Source organism: Pseudoduganella sp. R-43, from assembly GCF_049913255.1.
GTDB lineage: Bacteria > Pseudomonadota > Gammaproteobacteria > Burkholderiales > Burkholderiaceae_D > Rugamonas.
The window spans coordinates 3,786,364-3,806,130 of sequence record NZ_CP183988.1 but is presented as its reverse complement, the minus strand read 5'-3'; the positions used below and the strand labels follow the sequence as shown (position 1 = coordinate 3,806,130).

The window sequence follows — 19,767 nt, the reverse complement described above, 5'->3', positions numbered from 1 at the left end:
CGCGGCCACGATCACGCGCCAGTCCTGGTAGACGACCAGCAGGGTCAGCAAGACGAAGATGCCGAAGTGCAGTTCGATCATGCCCATGGCCTGGTGGATGTGCAGGGCGCAGAACCCCATGCACGCGATGCCGACAGCCATGCGGCTGGCCAGCGCCTGCGGCGCCTTCCAGGCGAGCAGGCTTGGCAGCAAGGCCGCCGGCAGGCCCGCCAGCAACGCGGGCTGCCAGGTGCCGTACCACGGCGCCTGGCCAAGCGAAAGCGCCAGCAGCAGCCACAGGGTCGGGATGAACAGCTTGTGGGCCTTGGCGTAATGGTCTTGCATCGGTGTCTCCCCAGTCAAACAGTTGCGTGTCGATAAAATAGTGAAAGTGACCAGCCATTACGTGCGCTGTGCCTGCCAAAGCTTGGCTAGCATGGGGGCAGCATCTGAAACACGGAGGCCTATCATGCCAAGAGGAGCCAGCCAGAAACGGGAGCGCGAATACAAGGAGCTCAAACAGGAGTTCAAGCAGGAACACCGCTACCCCGGGCGCGAAGAGGAAGTGGCGGCGCGCATCGTCAACAAGCAGCGCCGCGAACACGGCGAGACCAAGGCGCAGAAAGCGCGCTCGGGACGTAAAGTGCATTAGGGAAGGCGCTTGGGGCAAGACTTTCTGGCAACTTTTCGCTGGAGAGTCGGTTATACTCGGGACTTCGGATCACCGGAGTCCGCCATGCCAGACGAAGCCTTGCCCGAACGTCCTTCCCTGCGACACAGGATTGGCCCGGCGGGCCTGGGGACGGTGCTGGCCGGATTGCTGGCGATCGCGGTGCTGTTGCTGACCTTGCTGTGCGCAGCATTGCTGGGCTGGCGCACTGCCGACGAACTCAAACGCAGCATCGGCAATGGCCTGGCGCAGCGCGCCGGCGATAGCGCCGACCAGCTCGATGCCGCCATGTTCGAACGCTATCGCGAAGTGCAACTGCTGGCGCGGCGCGCCGGCGCCGCGGCGGGCGAGCTGGGTGTGGCGCAGCGGCGCCACCTGCTGGAAGACCTGCAGCGCACTTATCCCCTGTATGCCTGGATCGGACTGGCCAACGCGGCCGGCAAGGTCACGGTGGCCACCGGCGCCGTGCTGGAGGGCGCCGACGTGTCGCAACAGCCGTGGTGGGCCGATGCGCCAAGCGGGGTGTACGTGCACGACGTGCACGCCGACCCGCAGCTTGGGCAGTTGCTGCCGTCCAGCGCCGGGCGCGCGCTGCGCGTGCTGGACCTGGCTTTCCCGTACTACGACGGCGCCAGCCGCCCTGCCGGCGTGCTGGGCGTGCACCTGCACTGGAACTGGGCCCGCGAACTGCTGGGCGAAAGCGTGATGGTGGTCTCGCGCGCCGGCAAGGTGCTGGCAGGCCCGGACGCCTTGCTCGGACAGCCTTTGCAAGGCGGCGCCCTGGCGCAGGCGCGGCTGCAGCACGCCGGTTACGTGGAAGGGCGCTGGGCCGATGGGCGCAACTACCTGGTCGGCTACGGACGCACGCGCGGCTACGACGGCTATCCCGGCCTGGGCTGGACCGTGCTGGTGCGGCAGGACGTCGACAGCGCCCTGGCGCCGGTACGCCGGCTGCAGGCAGGCGTGGTACTGGGCGGGATGGCGCTGGCGGTATTGTTCGCCTTGATCGGCTGGCGCACCGGACGCGCAGTGCTGCAGCCGATGCAGCAGGCGCAGGCGGCGCTGCGCCGGGTGGAGCAGGGCGGCGCCAGCGAGGTGCCGCCCTTGGCGGGCAGCTTCAGCGAACTCGAGGCCTTGCGCACGGCCTGCAACGCCGTGCTGCAGCGCCAGGGCGGCGAGGCGCGGCAACTGGCGCACGACAAGACGGGACTGCAACAGCAACTCGAACAAGCCGTGGCGGACCTGGCGCGCGCGCAAGGCGAGGGCCGGGCCCTGGCAGCGCGCATGTGCGCCATGCTCGATGCGACCCAGGAAGCCTTTATCGGCCTGAGCGAAAACGGCAACGTCACGGACTGGAACGGGCGCGCCAGCGAAATCTTCGGCTGGCAGCGCGGCGAGGTGCTGGGCAAGCCGGTCGACCAGTTCCTGCAGGCCGGCGCCGGCCTGCTGGCGCGCCTGGGCGACGGCAGCGTCGGGCAGCCGGTGGCGCTGACCGGCTGGCGCCGCGACGGCGCGCGCTTCGACGCCGAGCTGACGCTGCGGCGCCACGCGGCCGATGGGGCGCAGGCCTATGCGGTATTCGTCACCGACGCCACGCAGGGCCGGCGCAGCGAAGAGGCGGCGGCCGAGCAGCTATCGGCCCTGGCCAGCGCCCAGCTGGAACTGGCGGACAAGGAGCGCTTCCTGCGCACGGTGGCCGACCACAACCCGGCCGCCATCGGCTATGTCGACCAGGACGAGGTGTTCCGCTTTGCCAACCGCAGCTACCAGACCTTGCTCGGCATCGACCCGGCCTCGATGATCGGGCGCAGCATGAAGGAAGTGCTGGGCGAGGCCCTGTACCGGCAAATCGAGCCGCACGCGGCGGCGGCGCTGCGCGGCGAGCGGGTGCACTTCGAGACCGACACCGAGCGCGCCGGCTGGCAGCGCCATTTCATGACCGACTACATTCCCGACACCGACGTGCAGGGCGAAGTGTGCGGCTTCCACATCGTGGCGCTGGACATCACGGCGCGCAAGAAAGCCGAATTGCAGCAACTGGAGGCGAGCCGCGCCAAGAGCGCGTTCCTGGCCAATATGAGCCATGAAATCCGCACGCCGATGAACGCCGTGCTCGGCATCGGCCAGTTGCTGGAGCGCACGCCCCTGAGCGCCGAGCAGAAGGAATATGTGCGCCTGATCCGCGCCTCCGGCAGCGCGCTGCTGGCCCTGGTCAACGACATTCTCGACCTGTCGAAGATCGAGGCCGGCAAGCTGGCCGTGGCGGCGGCGCCATTCCAGGTCGACGAGCTGGCCGAGGCGGTGGCGGCGGCGATGCAGTCGGCCAGCGTCGGCAAGCGGCTCGACCTGCTGCTCACGCTCGACCAGGACATGCCGCAAAGCCTGGTGGGCGACTTGCAGCGCCTGCGCCAGGTGGCGCTCAACCTGGTCGGCAACGCGATCAAGTTCACGGCCGAAGGCGAGGTGCGGGTACACATCGGCAGCAGTGCGCCCGGCAGCTCGATGGAGATCCTGCAACTGGTGGTCAGCGATAGCGGGATCGGCATGAGCGGCGAACAATTGGGGCGGCTGTTCAATCCCTTCGAGCAGGCCGACACATCGACCGCGCGCCGTTTCGGCGGCACCGGGCTGGGCCTGTCGATTTCGCAGCAGCTGGTCCAGCTCATGGGCGGCACCATCACGGTCAGCAGCGAAGCGGGACGCGGCAGCGAGTTCGTGGTGTCCCTGCCGCTGCAGGTGGCGCGGCGCCAGCGCGCCGGCGATCCGGCCGGCAGCTCGCTGGCCGGCCTGCGCGTGCTGCTGGTGGACGACCATGTGCCGACCCTGCATTACCTGGAAGGCCAGCTGCGGCAATGGGGCTGCGTGGTGGAAGCGCATGCGGCGGCGCCGGCTGCCGGCACAGGAAGCTGGGACGTGGCCCTGGTCGACTCGGTGCTGCTTGACGCGCATGGCACGGCAGCGTTCGAGGACATGTGCCTGGTGGCGCTGAACCGCAGCCTGGACCGCAATTCCTTGCCGGGCGAGGCGGCGGCGCTGGCCAAGCCGGTGCTGCCTGCCGCCCTGCGCCTGCTGTTGCAGGGGTTGCGCCAGCAGGGCGGCGCGCCGCAAGCGGCGCAGGAAGCCGCGCAGGCTGCCTATGCCAGCGTGCTGCGCGGCGCGCGCATTCTGCTGGTGGAGGACAACCCGACCAACCAGGTGGTGGCGCGCGGCGTGCTCGAGCCGGCCGGCGCGCAGCTGACGGTGGCCGAGCATGGGCAGCAGGCCGTGGACTTGCTGCGCGACGACGCGGCGGCCTTCGACCTGGTGCTGATGGACGTGCAGATGCCGGTGATGGATGGTTTCGAAGCGACCCGCATCCTGCGCGGCCAAATGGGCTTGCGGCTGCCGATCCTGGCGATGAGCGCGGGCGTGCTCGATACCGAGCAAGCCAAGTGCCTCGAGTGCGGCATGGACGGCTTCATTCCCAAGCCTGTCGATTACACCCAGATGCTGGCCACCATCGCGGCCCACCTGGGCGGCGCGGCGCAGCGGCCGGCGCCGGCGCCAACGGCGGCCACGGCGACCGCGGAGCCGGCGGCCGGCGCCGACGCCGACCAGCAGCCCGGCGTATTCGCCATCCGCAAGCTGCTGTCCGTGATCGGCCATGGGCCGCAGCGGCAGAATATCGTTGCGCTGGTAGAGCGCGTGGTGCGCCAGTCGCAAGCCGAATTCGACGCCGCGCAGGCGCGCTGGCAAGCGGGCGACGCATCCGGCGCGGCCGCCGCGCTGCACGCCTTGCGTGGCGGCGTCGGCAGCCTGGGGGCGCGCAATTTTTCGGAAGCCACGGTGGCGGCCGAGCAGGCCTTGCGCGAAGGCGACGCGGCAGCCATCGGCCGCCAGTTCGCGCTGGTGCAGGAGGCACTGTCGGCAACGCTGCAGGCCGGCGCGCGCTGGCTGCAGTTGGAGCAGCCGGCGCCCGCCGCCAGGGTGCAGCAGGATTTGCAGGGCGCGATGCAGACACTGGTCGACATGCTGCGCCGCCAGGACCTGGATGCGCTCGAACAGTTTCGCCAGCTGCGGCCGCAACTGGCCAGCCAGCGCGGCGACGATGCGGCGGCCCAACTGGAAACAGCAATAGAAGCGTTGGACTTCGGTACCGCGCTCGACGTCCTGAGTGAGGAAGCATGGAAAGCACCATCCTGATCATCGATGACAACCCCGACACCATCCGCCTCATGAGCGCCATGTTGCGCGAGCAGGCAAGGGTGCTGTTTGCCACCAATGGCCTGGCGGGCCTGGAGATTGCGCGCGCCCAGCGCCCGCAACTGATCCTGCTTGACCTGCAGATGAAGAGCATGGACGGCTTTGCCGTTTGCGAGCGCATCATGGCCGACCCCGACCTGCGCCATTGCCCGGTGATATTCGTCACGGCCAGCAGCGGCGTGGAGAGCGAGATTGCCTGCCTCGATGCCGGCGCCGTCGATTTCATCACCAAGCCGCTGAGCGGACCGGTCGTGCAGGCGCGGGTGCGCACCCACCTGCGCCTGCAGGCGGCGCTGGCCAGCCTCGACACACTGGCCCACAAGGATGGCCTGACCGGGCTGCACAACCGGCGCTATTTCGACGAGCAGTTCGCGGTGGAACTGGCGCGGCACCGGCGCCAGGACGCGGCCCTGGGGGTGGCGCTGGTCGATGTCGATCACTTCAAGCTGTATAACGACCACTACGGCCACCAGACGGGCGACGAATGCCTGCGCGCCGTGGCGCAAGCGCTGGCGCAGTGCACGCGCCGGCCTGGCGAACTGGTGGCCCGCTACGGCGGCGAGGAGTTCGTGGTGCTGCTGCCAAACAGCTGCGAAGACGAGGTGCAGCGCTACGGCGCATGGATCTGCGAGCATGTGGCCGGGCTGCGCATGCCGCATGCCGCCTCGCCGGTGGCGCCGCATGTCACCATCAGCGCCGGCCTGTGCTCACTGTCGCCCGATGTCGACGACACGCCGGCCAGCGTGCTGGAAGCGGCCGACAAGGCCTTGTATGAAGCCAAGCGGGCCGGCCGCAACCGCGCCGTGCTGGACGGCGCGGCAAGCGCTAAGTGCCGGGCAAGCTGATACGGTTGCGCCCCATGTGCTTGGCGCGGTACAGCGCCGCATCGGCCGTCGCCACCAGCTGCGCCGGCTGGTGCTCGTGGGAGGCAATCGCGGTGGCCGCGCCGATGCTGACCGTGACATAGTGCTGGGCAGCGCCGATATTCGGCAGGCGCAGCGCTTCGACGCGGCAGCGTATCCGTTCCGCCACGATGGCAGCGCCTTTGAGCGACTGGTTGGGCAGGATCACGGAAAATTCCTCGCCGCCGTAGCGCGCCACCAGGTCGTTGGCGCGCATTTCGCTCGCCACGGCGGCGGCGATGCGCTTCAGGCAGTCGTCGCCGCCGACGTGGCCGTAGGCGTCGTTGTACTGCTTGAAGTTGTCGACGTCGACCATCAGCAACGACAGCGGTTGCGCCTGGCGCAAGGCGCGCTGCCATTCGGCCAGCAGGGTGTGGTCGAAGCAGCGCCGGTTGGCTAGCCCGGTCAGGCCGTCGCGCGTTGCCAGCTGCTCCAGCGCGATCTGGGCCTGTTTTTCCTCGGTCAGGTCGCGCAGGGTTTCCACCACGGCCACCAGTTGGCCGTCGCTGTCGTAGATCGGACTGGCGTCGGCGGCCAGGTAGCGGCGGCCGGCGGTGCGCGGCATTTCACACCAGTTTTCGGCGCACAGGTTGTCCTTGGCGCCGGCCGGCCCGCGCGACTGGCCGTCGTACAGGTCCAGGATCTCGCCGGTGCGGCCGGCGATCACCAGGTCGGCCAGTGTCGGGCGCTGATGGGCGTAAAAGGCGCACCAGTGCCCGCTGGTGCCGAGCAGCTCGTGCGCCGGCACGCCGGTCAGGCGTTCGCAGGCCCGGTTCCAGATGACGACCCGGCCCTGGGCGTCGAGCACGAAAGTGGGAATGACCAGCAGTTCCATCAGCTTCAGCGCAAAGCCCTGCGGCTGGTCGGGGGAGGGTGCTTCCATCAGATGGGAGATCTTGAGGAGACTATTCATTTGGCGGCGGCCCTGTTTGTTGTTCACTGCGTCGGGAATTTGATTGTGCCGCTGCCGCAAGGGGTAAACGTTGACGAAGCGCAAAGCCGTTTCGTTTCGTGAAACGCGCTATAATGTAGGGTTGCCGACCACTGGATTCACCCGTGACATATAGCATCAAGGAAATTTTCTACACCCTGCAGGGCGAAGGCGCCCATGCCGGGCGGCCCGCCGTATTCTGCCGTTTTTCCGGCTGCAACCTGTGGACGGGCCGCGAGCAGGACCGCGCCAGCGCCGTTTGCCAGTTCTGCGATACCGACTTCGTGGGCACTGATGGCGAGCGCGGTGGCAAATTTGCCACGCCGCAGGCGCTGGCGCAGGAAATCGACAGCCTGTGGCCGCCCGGCCATGGGCACAAGTACGTGGTGTTTACTGGCGGCGAACCGTTGCTGCAGCTGGATGCGCCGCTGATCGATGCGATGCACGCGGCGGGCTTTACCATCGCCATCGAGACCAACGGCACCGTCGAAGTGCCGGCCGGCGTGGACTGGATCTGCGTCAGCCCGAAAATGGGCTCGAAGCTGGTGGTTAGCAAAGGCAATGAAATCAAGGTCGTGATCCCGCAGAAGGACCAGGACCTGGCCGCCTATGAAGGCCTGGATTTCGAGAATTTCTTCGTGCAGCCGATGGACGGCCCGCTGGCGGCCTTCAATACCACGCTGGCGATCGAGACCTGCAAGCGCAACCCGAAGTGGAAGCTGAGCCTGCAAACCCATAAACTGTTGAACATCCCTTAAGCAATGCTGACTATCACCCGCAAGCTGGAATTCGATGCTGGCCATCGCATCCCGGACCACAAGAGCCAGTGCCGCAACCTGCACGGCCACCGCTATACCCTGGAAATCACCCTGACCGGCAAGGTGATCGACGCCGAGGGCAATTCCGACAACGGCATGATCATGGACTTCTCCGACGTCAAGACCATCGCCAAGGAACACCTGGTCGATGTGTGGGACCACGCCTTCCTGGTGTACGAGAAGGATGCCGCGGTGAAGGATTTCCTGTCCTCGCTGCCCAACCACAAGACCGTGGTGATCGACCGTATCCCGACGGTGGAAAACCTGGCTGCGGTGGCCTGGGACATCCTGAAGGCCGCCTTCAAGGACCGCTACGGCACCGGCCTGCACCTGCACAAGCTGGTGCTGCATGAAACCCCTAACTGCTGGGCTGAAATTGTCGAATGAGCTGTACATGCGCGAGGCGCTGCTGGAAGCGCGTCGCGCCTGGGCGGAAGGCGAGGTGCCGGTAGGCGCTGTCGTGGTCAAGGATGGGGTGGTGATCGGGCGCGGCTATAACCAGCCGATCGGCCGCCACGATCCGACTGCCCATGCAGAAATCATGGCGATGCGCGCGGCTGCCGACGCGCTGGGCAACTATCGGCTGCCCGGCTGTGAACTGTATGTGACGCTGGAGCCTTGCGTGATGTGCTCCGGCGCCATGATGCATGCGCGCCTGTCGCGCATTGTCTATGGCGCCGCCGATCCCAAGACCGGCGCCTGTGGCTCGGTTGTCAATGTTTTCGAGAGCGACCAGCTGAATCACCATGCCGAGGTGGAGGGCGGCATGCTGGCCGAGGATTGTGGCCAGGTGCTGAAAGATTTCTTCGTCGAACGGCGCGCCGTGCGCAAAAACAACGTCGCCTGAGCGCGCGCCACGCGCCGCTGCTGCGGTGCTATGCTGAGCCATGGCCTGCGTTGATATAAACGGTATTACGATTACCTACGAGTCGAGCGGCGACCCGGCCGGGCCGGCTGTGCTGTTGAACATGGGGCTCGCGCTGCAACTGATTTCCTGGCCCGGTGAATTTGTCGATGGGCTGGTGCAGCGCGGCTTCCACGTGATCCGCTACGACAACCGCGATGCCGGCCTGTCTTCCCACTTTGACCATTTGGGCGCGCCCAACCTCTGGCTGGCCTACCTGCGCCACCTGTTCGGCTGGCGCCAACGCGCACCCTATACCCTGAACGACATGGCCGGCGATGCGGTGGGGCTGCTCGATGCACTGGGCGTCGCGGCCGCGCATGTTGTTGGGGTGTCGATGGGCGGCATGGTGTCGCAGATCATGGCGGCGCGCTATCCGGCGCGCACGCTGAGCCTGACCTCCATCATGTCGAGCAGCGGCCGCCCCGGCTTGCCGGGCCCGACGCCGGCGGCCCGGCGCATCCTGCTGCGGCGCACGCCAAGCGCCCACCACCGGGCGCGCGTGGTGGAGCAGATGGTCGATACCTTCCGCACCATCGGCAGTCCGGCGTTTCCCATGCCGGAGGGCCTGCTGCGCCAGATGGCCGGCGAGGCGGTGGCGCGCAATGTGAGCGGCGACGGGGTGGCGCGGCAACTGGTGGCGATTGCCGCCTCCGGCGACCGCAGCGCGCTGCTGCGCAAGATCCGCTGCCCGGCGCTGGTGATCCACGGCGACGCCGATCCGCTGGTGCCGTGCGCCTGCGGCATCGACACGGCGCGCCAGATTCCGGGCGCGCGGCTGGAACTGATCGAAGGCATGGGGCACGACATGCCGCCCGCCCTGGTTGGCAGGCTGCTAACCTTGCTCGATCAACACCTGCGGAGTAATATGGCCGGGTGAAAAATATCGGAATTGCCATCGCCGCACCCGGCGGCTACGCCCTCGATGACGCCGCGCTGGCACGCGGCATCGCCCGCCTTGAAGCGCAGGGCTGCATCGTCCACAACTATTACGACGCCGAGCGCAAATTCCAGCGTTTTGCCGGCACCGACGACGGCCGCCTGGCGCAGCTCAATGCCGCTGCGGCGGATCCGGATTGCCAGGTCGTGATCATGCTGCGCGGCCAATACGGCATCAGCCGCATCTTGCCGCGCATCGATTTCCGCAAGATGGCCGACTGTGGCAAGCTGTTTAGCGGCTACAGCGATCTCACGGCCTTCCATATGGGTTTGTACCAGGCCACCGGCCGGATCAGTTTTGCCGGGCCGATGATGTGCGATGACTTCATCCGCGAAGAGCCTGTCGAATACACGCTGCGGCAGTTCTGGGACTGCCTGCGGGGGCCGACCCACCAGGTGCGCGGCACGGCAGCCGGCAATCCACAGGTCGACGTGCAGGGCACGCTGTGGGGCGGCAACCTGGCCATGGTCAACCATCTGGTCGGCACGCCATTCTGGCCGCAGATCGAGGGCGGCATCCTGTTCCTGGAAGATATCGCCGAACATCCGTATCGCGTAGAGCGCATGCTGCTGCAGTTGCATTACGCGGGCGTGCTGGAGCGCCAGAAGGCGATCGTGCTGGGCGACTTTTCCGGGTACAAGTTGGGCGCACACGATAATGGCTATGATTTCGAAGCGATGCTGGCCTTCATTCGTGGCCTGCTGCCGATACCGGTGCTGACCGGGCTGCCGTTTGGTCATGTGAAGGAGCGCTGCACCTTGCCGTTTGGTGCGCAAGCTCGCCTTGTAAGCGATATCGAAGGCTTCGACCTGACTGTAAGCGGATATCCCACCCTGCCATGAACGGTGCGGAGAGCTACTACCGCGCCACCACGCGGGGAGAACGCTACGCATCTCTGTCAGGCAGCCAACGCGCGCGCATCTGCATCATCGGCGCAGGTTTCGCCGGCCTGGCCACCGCAATGTCGCTGATGGAGCACGGCGAGCGGGATGTCGTGCTGCTCGAAGCGGAAAGTGTCGGCCATGGCGCATCGGGCCGCAATGGCGGGTTTGTTTTTGGCGGCTATTCGCTCGACGAGCAAGCCTTGCTAGCGACGGTCGGCGCGGAGCAGGGCAGGCGGCTGTACCAGTTGACGTTGGGCGCGGTCGACCAGATCCGCCGCCGCATCTTGCAATACGGTATCGATTGCGATGCCACGCACGGCGGCATTTACCTTGCAAACTGGTTTGACGACCCGCGCGTGCTGGACGAACGCCAGCGCTTCATGCAGGAACAACTTGGCGTGGAATGGCAGCGCATCTCGCGCAACGAATTTTCCGAACGCGCCCGCAGCGAGCGCTATTTCGGCGCCCTGTACGAAGAAAATGCCTTCCATTTCCATCCTTTGAAGTATGCACAGGGCCTGGCAAGGGCGCTGCATGCTGGCGGTGTTCGGCTGCATGAAGGCAGCCGCGCCGCCGCAATTGAAGCACGCAGCAACGGTGGCTGGCGCGTCGCCACCGATGCCGGTGAAGTGCTGGCAGATGAAGTGGTTGTCTGTTGCGGTGGTTATATCGAACGTCTTTATCCGGCGTTGGCCGGCGCGATCCTGCCAATTGCTACTTACGTCATGGTGACCGAGCCGCTTGGCGCGCGCATGCTGCAAGTGCTTGCCACCGATGCTGCCATCTACGATACGCGTTTTGCCTTCGATTATTACCGCCCACTGCAGGACAGCCGCATGCTGTGGGGCGGACGGATCTCGGTGCGCTCGCGGAGTTCGGAAGATGTGGCGCGCTTGCTGTATGCCGACATGCTGAAGGTCTATCCGCAACTGGAAGGTACCAGGGTCGATTACGCCTGGAGCGGATTGATGAGCTATGGCCGCCACAAAATGCCGCAGCTTGGCAAACTGCCCAATGGGGTCTGGTATGGCATGGGGTTCGGTGGCCATGGCGTCGGCCCGACTTCGCTGGCCGGCGACGTGCTGTCGGCCGCCTTGATGGGCGAACTCAGCAAGGTCGAACAGTTTGCGGCATGGGGGCTGCCGACTACTGGCGGTCCGGCCGGCCTGCTCGCTGCACAGTTGACGTATTGGTACTACGAACTGCGGGACTGGATGCGGCAATAGAGGGGTGTTCGCGATTTTCAGGAAAAGTCTGGAATGATCTGGATCGAGCTTTTTTGGTCTGGATTGAACTTTTTTGGTCTGGTTTGGGTCGAAATCGGCATGTCCTTTTCAAAAAACTGGAGAATGCCATGCATCCGATCTTGTTCAGCCTGCCCGCGTCTTTGGAAACGTACCAGGGCCTGGGGAATTTTATGTACAACCACGGAATCAAACAGGAAATGTTTGAGTTGGTCGATATCGCGATCAATGAATGGATGGCGAAATTCCAGGACCAGCAACACCGGCGTTCAGCATCAACCCTTGATGGGTACCAATGGAAATGCTTGTTTTTGCCAAGTTGCACGACGTTGCGTACCGTCTATAAGCGCACGAACTACCTGGCTCATGTGGAGGGCAGCGAGGTGCTGTACGAAGGCCAAGGCGTCTCACCTGGTCAGTTTGTGAATCAGGTCGCCAGGTGCGAGCGCAATGCCTGGCGTATCCTGTGGTTACGTTTTCCCAATGAAGACGAATGGCAACCCGCAATGGCGCTACGCAATAAAATGATGGAATTCCAGACCAAACCAGACCGCGCCAGACCAAAAAAGACCGTTTAGGACCGCACAGGACTTTTCCCGAAATCGACAACGGCCTCGTATTGCTGCTGTTGGTTGACGGCGCTCTGCCGTAAAAGCGTCATGATCTGTGATCAATAAGGCAACTTTCTGATGCATTCAATCATGGCCGCTCCTATGCGCCCCTGTGGTCGACGGGGTATAATGCCCGATTCGCTTTTTCTCACCATTTTCCCAGCATGCTTTCTACCGCAAACATCACCATGCAGTTCGGCGCCAAGCCGCTGTTCGAGAACATCTCCGTCAAGTTTGGCGACGGTAACCGCTACGGCCTGATCGGAGCGAACGGCTGCGGCAAGTCGACCTTCATGAAAATCCTGGGCGGCGACCTGGAACCGTCTGCCGGCAACGTCAGCCTGGACGCCAACGAGCGCCTCGGTAAGCTGCGCCAGGACCAGTTTGCCTACGAAGAAATGCGCGTGCTGGACGTGGTCATGATGGGCCACACCGAGATGTGGGAAGCGATGACCAAGCGCGACGCCATCTACGCCAACCCGGAAGCCACCGACGACGACTACATGGAAGCGGCCGAACTGGAAGGCAAGGTCGCCGAATATGACGGCTACACCGCCGAAGCGCGCGCCGGCGAGCTGCTGATGGGCGCCGGCATCGACATCAGCCTGCACCAGGGCCCGATGAGCGCCGTGGCGCCGGGCTGGAAGCTGCGCGTGCTGCTCGCGCAGGCCCTGTTCTCCAATCCGCACATCCTGCTGCTGGACGAACCGACCAACAACCTGGACATCAACACCATCCGCTGGCTGGAAGACACCCTGAACCAGCGCGATTCGACGATGATCATCATTTCCCACGATCGTCACTTCCTGAACCAGGTCTGCACCCACGTCGCCGACATGGACTACGGCACCCTGAAGATCTATCCGGGCAACTACGACGAATACATGCTGGCCTCGACCCAGGCCCGCAACCAGCAGCTGGCCAACAACGCCAAGGCGAAAGAGAAGGTCGCCGAACTGCAGGACTTCGTTCGCCGCTTCTCGGCCAACAAGTCCAAGGCCCGCCAGGCTACTTCGCGCGCCAAGATGATCGACAAGATCAAGATCGAGGACATCAAGCCATCGTCGCGTGCCTATCCGTTCGTGCGCTTCGACGGCGAGAAAAAGCTGCACCGCCTGGCCGTGGAAACCCAGGGCATCTCGAAGACCTACGACCGCACCCTGTTCAAGAACGTCGACCTGATGATCGAAGCGGGCGAGCGCATTGCCATCATTGGCGCCAACGGCGCCGGCAAGACCACCATGCTGCGCTGCATCGGCGGCAAGGACATCACGGGCCTGGACAGCGATACCGGCCTTGTGAAGTGGGCGGAAAACGCCAACGTCGGCTACATGCCGCAGGATCCGACCGAGGAATTCGCTGCGGACATCAACCTGACCGACTGGATGGGCCAGTGGACCAAGGAAGGCGACGACGACCAGGCGGTGCGCTCCTCGCTGGGCCGCCTGCTGTTTGGCGGCGACGAAGTCAAGAAATCGGTCAAGGTCCTGTCGGGTGGCGAAAAAGGTCGTATGATGTATGGCAAGCTGATGCTGGGCCGTCACAATGTCCTGCTGCTGGACGAGCCGACCAACCACATGGACATGGAATCGATTGAGTCGCTCAACATCGCCCTGGAAAAGTACGCCGGCACCCTGATCTTCGTGTCGCATGACCGCGAGTTCGTTTCCTCGCTGGCCACCCGCATCATCGAGATCAAGGAAAACGAAGTCGTGGACTTCCGCGGCGGCTATGAGGAATATCTGAAGAGCCAAGGCATCGAGTAATGATTGAAACTCCGATCAAGACTGTCGAATTCGAGAAGCCGGTCGAAGGCGGCAGCTGCGTGGCCCACGCGTGGGCCCGCACCCCGGCACCCGTGCCGGCCAATGAAAAGATCCTGCTGAAGGAACGCATCAAGACCCTGCTGCGCGAGCGCAACGCCGTGCTGGTGGCCCACTACTACGTGGACGCCGACCTGCAGGACCTGGCCGAGGAAACCGGCGGCTGCGTCTCCGATTCGCTGGAAATGGCGCGCTTCGGGCGCGACCATCCGGCCAAGACCCTGGTGGTGGCCGGCGTCAAGTTCATGGGCGAGACCTCCAAGATCCTGAGTCCGGAGAAAACCGTGCTGATGCCGGACCTGGACGCCACCTGTTCGCTGGACCTGGGCTGCCCGCCGGAAGACTTCATCGCCTTCTGCGACCAGCATCCGGACCGCACCGTGGTGGTGTACGCCAACACCAGTGCCGCGGTGAAGGCGCGCGCAGACTGGATGGTCACGTCCTCGATCGGCCTGGACATCGTCAAGCACCTGCACGAGCAGGGCAAGAAGATCCTGTGGGCACCGGACAAGCACCTTGGTTCCTACATCCAGAAGCAGACTGGCGCCGACATGTTGCTGTGGCAGGGCTCCTGCCTGGTGCACGACGAATTCAAAGGCGCGGAGCTGGACCTGCTGAAGGCCGAGCACCCGAACGCCAAAGTGCTGGTGCACCCGGAGTCGCCGGCCGGCGTGGTTGAGCAAGCCGACGTGGTGGGCTCGACTTCGCAGCTGATCGCCGCTGCTGTCAGCCTGCCGAACACCGAATTCATCGTCGCGACCGACAACGGTATCCTGCACAAGATGCGCATGGCGGCCCCGGGCAAGACCTTCATCGAAGCGCCTACCGCCGGCAACAGCGCGACCTGCAAGAGCTGTGCGCACTGCCCATGGATGGCGATGAACGGCTTGCGCAACCTGGCCGACGTGCTGGAGAACATGAATAACGAGATCCACGTCGATCCCGAAGTCGGCAAGCTGGCCCAGCGTTCGATCAACCGCATGCTCGATTTCGCGGCGGCCAGGAAAGCCAAGGTCGCGCCAGGCGCCGACCTGGCGAAAGAAGCGCAACTGTTCCAAGGTATCGGTCCGGCATGAGTACCCTGAAAAATACATTCGCACCGTTTGACGATGCCTTGGCGGGCGCGTACGAGCGCAACCTGCTGGCGGCCCTGATGGAAGATATCGGCACTGGCGACCTGACCGGCAAGCTGGTGCCGGAAGATGGCCGTGCTACCGCGCGCGTGATCGTGCGCGAAGAGGCGGTCCTGTGCGGCGCACCCTGGTTCGAAGGCGTGATGGAAGCGCTGGATCCGTCCATCGGCATCGACTGGCATTACGCTGAAGGCGACCTGATGGCCGCTGACACGCCTGTCTGCACCATCGTCGGCCCGGCCCGCGCCATCCTGACTGCCGAGCGCTCGGCGCTGAATTTCATGCAGCTGATGTCCGGCGTTGCCACTGCGACCCGTCGCTATGTCGACGTGATCGCAGGCACCACCGCGGCCATCCTCGATACCCGCAAGACGATTCCGGGCATGCGCCTGGCGCAGAAATACGCGGTGCGCGTGGGCGGCGGCCAGAACCAGCGCCTGGCGTTGTACGACGGCATCCTGATCAAGGAGAACCATATCGCGGCGGCAGGCGGCATCACGGCTGCACTGGCGGCGGCCAAGCGCCTGGACGCGAAAGTCAGCATCCAGGTTGAAGTGGAAACGCTGGAGCAACTGGAAGAAGCCCTGTCTGCCGGCGCGGCCTCCATCTTGCTCGACAACTTCAACCTCGACATGATGCGCGCAGCCGTGCAACTGAACGGCGGGCGGGCGCTGCTGGAAGCTTCCGGCGGTGTTAATTTCGACACGGTGCGCGCCATCGCCGAAACCGGCGTGCACCGCATTTCCATCGGCGCCTTGACGAAAGACATCAAGGCCACCGATTACTCGCTGCGTATCATCGGCTGAACCTGCAGGGTCAAGGGATAGCGGGCGATGATGCCGCGCTCGCCTTCCCAGTCGCGCCAGTGTTTCAGGCAGATGTCGTGCCGGCCCACGCGGTCGGCGCGTGCGCGGAACTCGTGGATGCCGGCAGCGCCGGGCACGCCGGCCGGACCGCTGCCGCCATCCTCCCACGCCAGTCCGCCGGCCTGTTCGACGGCCCAGCGGTATCCCGTGCTTGGGTTTTCCTTCAGGCGCACGATCAGCAGCTCACCCTCGGCGAGGTCGACGCTGCTGCCAGCTTGCGACTCATCCACCTGCATCCCGGCCTCCCGTTTACCAGACGTACATTTCGTGAATCATGCCATCGGCTTCGTCGCGGTAGTTGACCTGGCGCTCGCGGTCGCGCGCATGGGCAGACAACATGGCCAGGCCGGTGGTCGCCGTTTCGCTTGCGTTGGACAGCTTCTTCCAGCCGATGCCGGACACGCCAACCCAGGCGTTGCGGTCTTCGGCGATAGTCCACAGTGCAGTGAAGCGTTTGTCATTTTGCCACGCCGTCACCGCGCCCACTGCGGTGCCGGCAGCCTGGGCGGGCAGGGCAGGGGAGCTCTGCCGTGCCAACAGTTCGAGGCCGATAGTGGGCACGGGCGGGCTTTGCAGGAGAAGCGCCGTCGCGCCATCGCCGTCGGGTAGCACGGTTGCCGGGCTCATACTTGGTGCGTCGTACTCCACGACGCCGGATGCCTGGGCGCCGCCAGGTGTCATTGTCGGTTGTGATTCAGTCATGATGTTCTCCGAAATTACTGCGGTTCAGAATACATAGGCTTGCTTGATCACGTTGTCCACTTCGTAGAAGTTGACAGCGCGGCCGGATGCTTTGGCTGCAATCAGGTCGGTCAGCATGTCGTAGAAAATGGCATCGGTTTCGTTGGAAATCTTGCGCCATCCGAGTCCCTGGAAATAGGCCCAGGCATTGCGCTGCTGGTCGATGGCCCACAGGCCGGTGACGCGCGCATTGTTCTGCCAGCCGGTGTTCTGGATGGCGTCCACGCCGTGGTTGCGCCAGCTGTCAATGGCGCACTCGCCGTAGGCAATATTGAAGAAGCCGGCATCGCCCCAGGCATTGCCCCAGCTGTTCTTGCAGATCCAATAGCCTGGGTTGTCGTTATAACCGACGATGGACACGCAGTGCCCGCCGGCCTGCCCCCCCGTCACGTGACGGTAGATGCCGCTCTTGTAGCTGAAGAAGTCGTTGTAGACCACGAAGCAGGCGCTGACCGGGCCCTTGGTGGCGATCCACTCCTTCATCTGTGCCGGGTTGTTGGTCAACGCCGTATAGCCGGTAATGCGCGTCAGCCGCTCGGCCGCATTGCTGCACAGGTTGCCTTCACGGTGATTCAGGTCATAGGGATAGCAGGCTTCGTCGACCACGCCTTGCTTGAAGGCGTCAAACGCGTACTCCGGCCACCAGCCGGTATCGCAGTTGTAGCCCGCCGCCTTGGCATACACGAAGAACAGGTGTGCTTCGCTCAGGTTGATGCTCAGCGCAGGGTTGTTGCGCTGGACGCGCAGGCGTCCTTCCACGGTTGCGATGGTGCCGAATGCCACGCAGGAGCCGCAATTGCCCTGGTCGGTGACATCGGTGACGAAGTTCTTCCCGCCCACATTGCGCAGATCGTAGGCGCTGGGCGCGGCAATGTTCTCGGATGCGCGGGCGCGCAATGCTTCCCGGTTCTGCCGGCTGCGCGCCGCAACCTGGTCGATCGACGCCTCGCCGGGCGGCGGCTTGACCCCCAGGCGCAGTTGCTGCTCGTCGGGCAGCAGTACGGACATGGTGGTCACTCCAGCCTCCCAAGGATCGCCTTCTTTTGCGAGTGCATCCTTGATCTGCTGGAGGGAAATGGTTTCAATAGTCATGGCCTTCTCCTGATGAAGCTGATGGGATTTCCTGCTTGCTCTACCCTGTGAATACGGGGCCATGGGAGCAGCTTGAGTATAGGAGGCGGTCGATATTTCAAGTCCCTTGAATGCGCGGGGATTGAGGTATCTCAAAGCTCCCGCGCCTTGTGCGGTCGACGCCGCAATGAAAAAGGCCGCCCGAAGGCGGCCTGGGCTGAACGCGCTGGCGGCTCAGTCTTGTGCGTAGATGTTGTTGTCCTTGGTCTCACGGATGAACAGGGCGCCAATCACCAGGGTGGCCAGTGCGATCACGATCGGATACCACAGGCCGTAGTAGATGTCGCCCTTGAACGCCACCAGTGCGAAAGCAGTGGTGGGCAGCAGGCCGCCGAACCAGCCGTTGCCGATATGGTATGGCAGCGACATCGAGGTATAGCGGATGCGGGTTGGGAACAGTTCCACCAGCATCGCTGCAATCGGGCCGTACACCATGGTCACGTAAATCACCAGCACCCACAGGATCAGCACCATCATCGGCTTGTTGATCTGCGCCGGGTCGGCCTTGGCCGGATAGCCTGCCGCCTTCACGGTTTCAGCGACGGACTTTTTCAGCTCGCCTTCCTTCTTCTTCGAATCGGCATCGAAGTTGAGGCCGTCGGCGGTCATGGTCGCATTGAAGGACTGGACCTCCTTGTCGCCGACCTTGATCACGGCCACGCTGCCGGCAGGCGCATCCTGGCGGGTGTAGGCGACGGAAGCTTTCGACAGCATCGAGGTTGCGATGTCGCAGGACGACGGGAATTTCTTCTCGCCGGTCGCGTTGAACTGGAAGTGGCACGATGCAGGATCAGCCACCACGACCACCGGCGAATTCTTGATCGCCGATTCCAGCTGCGGGTTGCCGTAGTGGGTCAGCGCGCCGAACAGCGGGAAGTAGGTTGCTGCTGCAATCAGGCAGCCGCCCAGGATGATCCACTTGCGGCCGATCCTGTCGGACAGGCTGCCGAAGAAGATGAAGAACGGCGTTGCCAGGATCAGCGCAATGGCGATCAGGATGTTGGCAGTCGCGATATCCATCTTGAGCGTCTGGATCATGAAGAACAGCGCGTAGAATTGGCCGGTGTACCACACCACCGCCTGGCCCATGGTCAGGCCGAGCAGCGCCAGGATCACGATCTTCAGGTTCTTCCACTGGCCGAAGGCCTCGCTCAGCGGCGCCTTCGAGGTCTTGCCTTCAGCCTTCATCTTGGCGAAAGCAGGGGACTCGTTCATCGACAGGCGGATCCAGACCGAGATGCCCAGCAGTGCCACGGACACCAGGAACGGAATGCGCCAGCCCCAGGATTCAAACTCTTCCAGCGGCATCGAATTGCGGCAGGCCAGGATCACCAGCAGCGACAGGAAGAAGCCCAGCGTTGCGGTGGTCTGGATCCAGGCCGTGAACAGGCCGCGCTTGCCGTGCGGCGCATGTTCCGCCACATAGGTCGCTGCGCCGCCGTACTCGCCGCCCAGCGCCAGGCCTTGCAGCAGGCGCAGTGCGACCAGGATGATGGGCGCCGCGATGCCGATGCTGGCGTAGTTCGGCAGCAGGCCCACGATGAAGGTGGACAGGCCCATGATCAGGATGGTCACCAGGAAGGTGTATTTACGGCCGATCATGTCGCCCAGGCGGCCGAACACGATGGCGCCGAAGGGGCGCACGATGAAGCCGGCAGCGAAGGCCAGCAGCGCGAAAATGAAGGAGGTGGTCGGGTCGCCGACGAAGAACTGCTTGGCGATGATCGATGCCAGCGAACCGTAAAGGTAAAAGTCGTACCATTCGAACACGGTACCGAGCGAAGAGGCGAAGATGACCTTCTTCTCTTCCTTGGTCATCGGCGCGGCCTTGCCGCCGCCCATGCTCCGCCCGTCGGCGGTGCCAGAACTAATTGCCATGATGCTTGTCTCCAGATTAATAGTTAGTGTTCCAAATGCTTCAACGGCAGGATGGAGTCTGGACCAGTAT

At 64.3% G+C, this 19,767-nt stretch carries 18 protein-coding genes; 13 read left to right on the top strand and 5 right to left on the bottom strand.

What is annotated here, in order from left to right; all coding sequences use genetic code 11:
- Positions 1 to 448 precede the first annotated feature (448 nt).
- From ACN9M3_RS17275 to ACN9M3_RS17265, 3 genes are all read left to right on the top strand, one after another.
- Complete coding sequence (locus ACN9M3_RS17275) at positions 449 to 631, top strand: hypothetical protein (RefSeq protein WP_426161706.1); 183 nt, start codon at positions 449 to 451, stop codon at positions 629 to 631.
- A gap of 84 nt (positions 632 to 715) precedes the next feature.
- Positions 716 to 4,831, top strand: coding sequence for an ATP-binding protein (locus tag ACN9M3_RS17270; RefSeq protein WP_426318070.1), 4,116 nt, complete (start codon positions 716 to 718; stop codon positions 4,829 to 4,831).
- Positions 4,813 to 5,736, top strand: a complete 924-nt coding sequence (locus ACN9M3_RS17265; protein WP_426161704.1) for a diguanylate cyclase domain-containing protein — start codon at positions 4,813 to 4,815, stop codon at positions 5,734 to 5,736. The genes ACN9M3_RS17270 and ACN9M3_RS17265 overlap by 19 nt, the downstream gene beginning before the upstream one ends.
- Here the strand turns inward: ACN9M3_RS17265 and ACN9M3_RS17260 are convergent.
- Complete coding sequence (locus ACN9M3_RS17260) at positions 5,717 to 6,706, bottom strand: diguanylate cyclase (protein ID WP_426318069.1); 990 nt, start codon at positions 6,704 to 6,706, stop codon at positions 5,717 to 5,719. The two genes, ACN9M3_RS17265 and ACN9M3_RS17260, sit on opposite strands and share 20 nt — an antisense overlap.
- 143 nt (positions 6,707 to 6,849) lie before the next feature.
- Between ACN9M3_RS17260 and queE the strand changes: the two genes are divergently transcribed.
- The 10 genes from queE to nadC all read left to right on the top strand — a co-directional run bounded on the left by queE (position 6,850) and on the right by nadC (position 15,887).
- Positions 6,850 to 7,482 (top strand): 7-carboxy-7-deazaguanine synthase, encoded by a 633-nt coding sequence (gene queE / locus ACN9M3_RS17255; RefSeq protein WP_426318068.1) that lies wholly within the window; start codon positions 6,850 to 6,852, stop codon positions 7,480 to 7,482.
- 3 nt (positions 7,483 to 7,485) lie between these two features.
- Positions 7,486 to 7,929, top strand: coding sequence for a 6-carboxytetrahydropterin synthase QueD (gene queD, locus ACN9M3_RS17250; RefSeq protein WP_130312395.1), 444 nt, complete (start codon positions 7,486 to 7,488; stop codon positions 7,927 to 7,929).
- Positions 7,892 to 8,389, top strand: a complete 498-nt coding sequence (gene tadA, locus ACN9M3_RS17245) for a tRNA adenosine(34) deaminase TadA (RefSeq protein WP_426318066.1) — start codon at positions 7,892 to 7,894, stop codon at positions 8,387 to 8,389. The genes queD and tadA overlap by 38 nt, the downstream gene beginning before the upstream one ends.
- 40 nt (positions 8,390 to 8,429) lie before the next feature.
- On the top strand, positions 8,430 to 9,326 hold the full coding sequence (locus ACN9M3_RS17240; protein WP_426318065.1) for an alpha/beta fold hydrolase: 897 nt from the start codon (positions 8,430 to 8,432) through the stop codon (positions 9,324 to 9,326).
- Complete coding sequence (gene ldcA, locus ACN9M3_RS17235; RefSeq protein WP_426161699.1) at positions 9,323 to 10,228, top strand: muramoyltetrapeptide carboxypeptidase; 906 nt, start codon at positions 9,323 to 9,325, stop codon at positions 10,226 to 10,228. The genes ACN9M3_RS17240 and ldcA overlap by 4 nt, the downstream gene beginning before the upstream one ends.
- Positions 10,225 to 11,496 carry an NAD(P)/FAD-dependent oxidoreductase gene (locus tag ACN9M3_RS17230; RefSeq protein ID WP_426318064.1) on the top strand — a complete coding sequence of 424 codons (1,272 nt, stop codon included), beginning with the start codon at positions 10,225 to 10,227 and terminating at the stop codon, positions 11,494 to 11,496. Before ldcA ends, ACN9M3_RS17230 begins: the two co-directional genes overlap by 4 nt.
- Before the next feature lie 128 nt (positions 11,497 to 11,624).
- Complete coding sequence (locus ACN9M3_RS17225) at positions 11,625 to 12,092, top strand: hypothetical protein (RefSeq protein WP_426318063.1); 468 nt, start codon at positions 11,625 to 11,627, stop codon at positions 12,090 to 12,092.
- Positions 12,093 to 12,289: 197 nt separating this feature from the next.
- Positions 12,290 to 13,891, top strand: a complete 1,602-nt coding sequence (locus ACN9M3_RS17220) for an ABC-F family ATPase (protein ID WP_426161696.1) — start codon at positions 12,290 to 12,292, stop codon at positions 13,889 to 13,891.
- Positions 13,891 to 15,024 carry a quinolinate synthase NadA gene (gene nadA / locus ACN9M3_RS17215; protein ID WP_426318062.1) on the top strand — a complete coding sequence of 378 codons (1,134 nt, stop codon included), beginning with the start codon at positions 13,891 to 13,893 and terminating at the stop codon, positions 15,022 to 15,024. The genes ACN9M3_RS17220 and nadA overlap by 1 nt, the downstream gene beginning before the upstream one ends.
- On the top strand, positions 15,021 to 15,887 hold the full coding sequence (gene nadC, locus ACN9M3_RS17210) for a carboxylating nicotinate-nucleotide diphosphorylase (protein ID WP_426318060.1): 867 nt from the start codon (positions 15,021 to 15,023) through the stop codon (positions 15,885 to 15,887). Before nadA ends, nadC begins: the two co-directional genes overlap by 4 nt.
- Here nadC and ACN9M3_RS17205 read toward each other — a convergent pair.
- The 4 genes from ACN9M3_RS17205 to ACN9M3_RS17190 form a co-directional block, all read right to left on the bottom strand.
- Positions 15,863 to 16,183 carry a protease inhibitor I42 family protein gene (locus ACN9M3_RS17205; protein WP_426161693.1) on the bottom strand — a complete coding sequence of 107 codons (321 nt, stop codon included), beginning with the start codon at positions 16,181 to 16,183 and terminating at the stop codon, positions 15,863 to 15,865. The two genes, nadC and ACN9M3_RS17205, sit on opposite strands and share 25 nt — an antisense overlap.
- Before the next feature lie 13 nt (positions 16,184 to 16,196).
- Positions 16,197 to 16,649, bottom strand: a complete 453-nt coding sequence (locus ACN9M3_RS17200) for a hypothetical protein (RefSeq protein WP_426161692.1) — start codon at positions 16,647 to 16,649, stop codon at positions 16,197 to 16,199.
- 24 nt (positions 16,650 to 16,673) lie between these two features.
- Positions 16,674 to 17,780, bottom strand: a complete 1,107-nt coding sequence (locus tag ACN9M3_RS17195; RefSeq protein ID WP_426318059.1) for a C1 family peptidase — start codon at positions 17,778 to 17,780, stop codon at positions 16,674 to 16,676.
- Positions 17,781 to 17,993: 213 nt separating this feature from the next.
- The gene (locus tag ACN9M3_RS17190; RefSeq protein WP_426161690.1) at positions 17,994 to 19,697 is read right to left on the bottom strand and encodes an MFS transporter; all 1,704 of its coding nucleotides are present in this window, start codon (positions 19,695 to 19,697) and stop codon (positions 17,994 to 17,996) included.
- Between the last annotated feature and the right edge of the window lie 70 nt (positions 19,698 to 19,767).

Bases quoted from the DNA above. Each gene is read 5' to 3' on its own strand.
- ACN9M3_RS17275 (WP_426161706.1), top strand. From the start codon at position 449: ATGCCAAGAGGAGCCAGCCAGAAACGGGAGCGCGAATACAAGGAGCTC.
- ACN9M3_RS17270 (WP_426318070.1), top strand. From the start codon at position 716: ATGCCAGACGAAGCCTTGCCCGAACGTCCTTCCCTGCGACACAGGATT.
- ACN9M3_RS17265 (WP_426161704.1), top strand. From the start codon at position 4,813: ATGGAAAGCACCATCCTGATCATCGATGACAACCCCGACACCATCCGC.
- ACN9M3_RS17260 (WP_426318069.1), bottom strand. From the start codon at position 6,706: ATGAATAGTCTCCTCAAGATCTCCCATCTGATGGAAGCACCCTCCCCC.
- queD (WP_130312395.1), top strand. From the start codon at position 7,486: ATGCTGACTATCACCCGCAAGCTGGAATTCGATGCTGGCCATCGCATC.
- tadA (WP_426318066.1), top strand. From the start codon at position 7,892: ATGAAACCCCTAACTGCTGGGCTGAAATTGTCGAATGAGCTGTACATG.
- ACN9M3_RS17240 (WP_426318065.1), top strand. From the start codon at position 8,430: ATGGCCTGCGTTGATATAAACGGTATTACGATTACCTACGAGTCGAGC.
- ACN9M3_RS17230 (WP_426318064.1), top strand. From the start codon at position 10,225: ATGAACGGTGCGGAGAGCTACTACCGCGCCACCACGCGGGGAGAACGC.
- ACN9M3_RS17225 (WP_426318063.1), top strand. From the start codon at position 11,625: ATGCATCCGATCTTGTTCAGCCTGCCCGCGTCTTTGGAAACGTACCAG.
- ACN9M3_RS17220 (WP_426161696.1), top strand. From the start codon at position 12,290: ATGCTTTCTACCGCAAACATCACCATGCAGTTCGGCGCCAAGCCGCTG.
- nadA (WP_426318062.1), top strand. From the start codon at position 13,891: ATGATTGAAACTCCGATCAAGACTGTCGAATTCGAGAAGCCGGTCGAA.
- nadC (WP_426318060.1), top strand. From the start codon at position 15,021: ATGAGTACCCTGAAAAATACATTCGCACCGTTTGACGATGCCTTGGCG.
- ACN9M3_RS17205 (WP_426161693.1), bottom strand. From the start codon at position 16,183: ATGCAGGTGGATGAGTCGCAAGCTGGCAGCAGCGTCGACCTCGCCGAG.
- ACN9M3_RS17200 (WP_426161692.1), bottom strand. From the start codon at position 16,649: ATGACTGAATCACAACCGACAATGACACCTGGCGGCGCCCAGGCATCC.
- ACN9M3_RS17195 (WP_426318059.1), bottom strand. From the start codon at position 17,780: ATGACTATTGAAACCATTTCCCTCCAGCAGATCAAGGATGCACTCGCA.
- ACN9M3_RS17190 (WP_426161690.1), bottom strand. From the start codon at position 19,697: ATGGCAATTAGTTCTGGCACCGCCGACGGGCGGAGCATGGGCGGCGGC.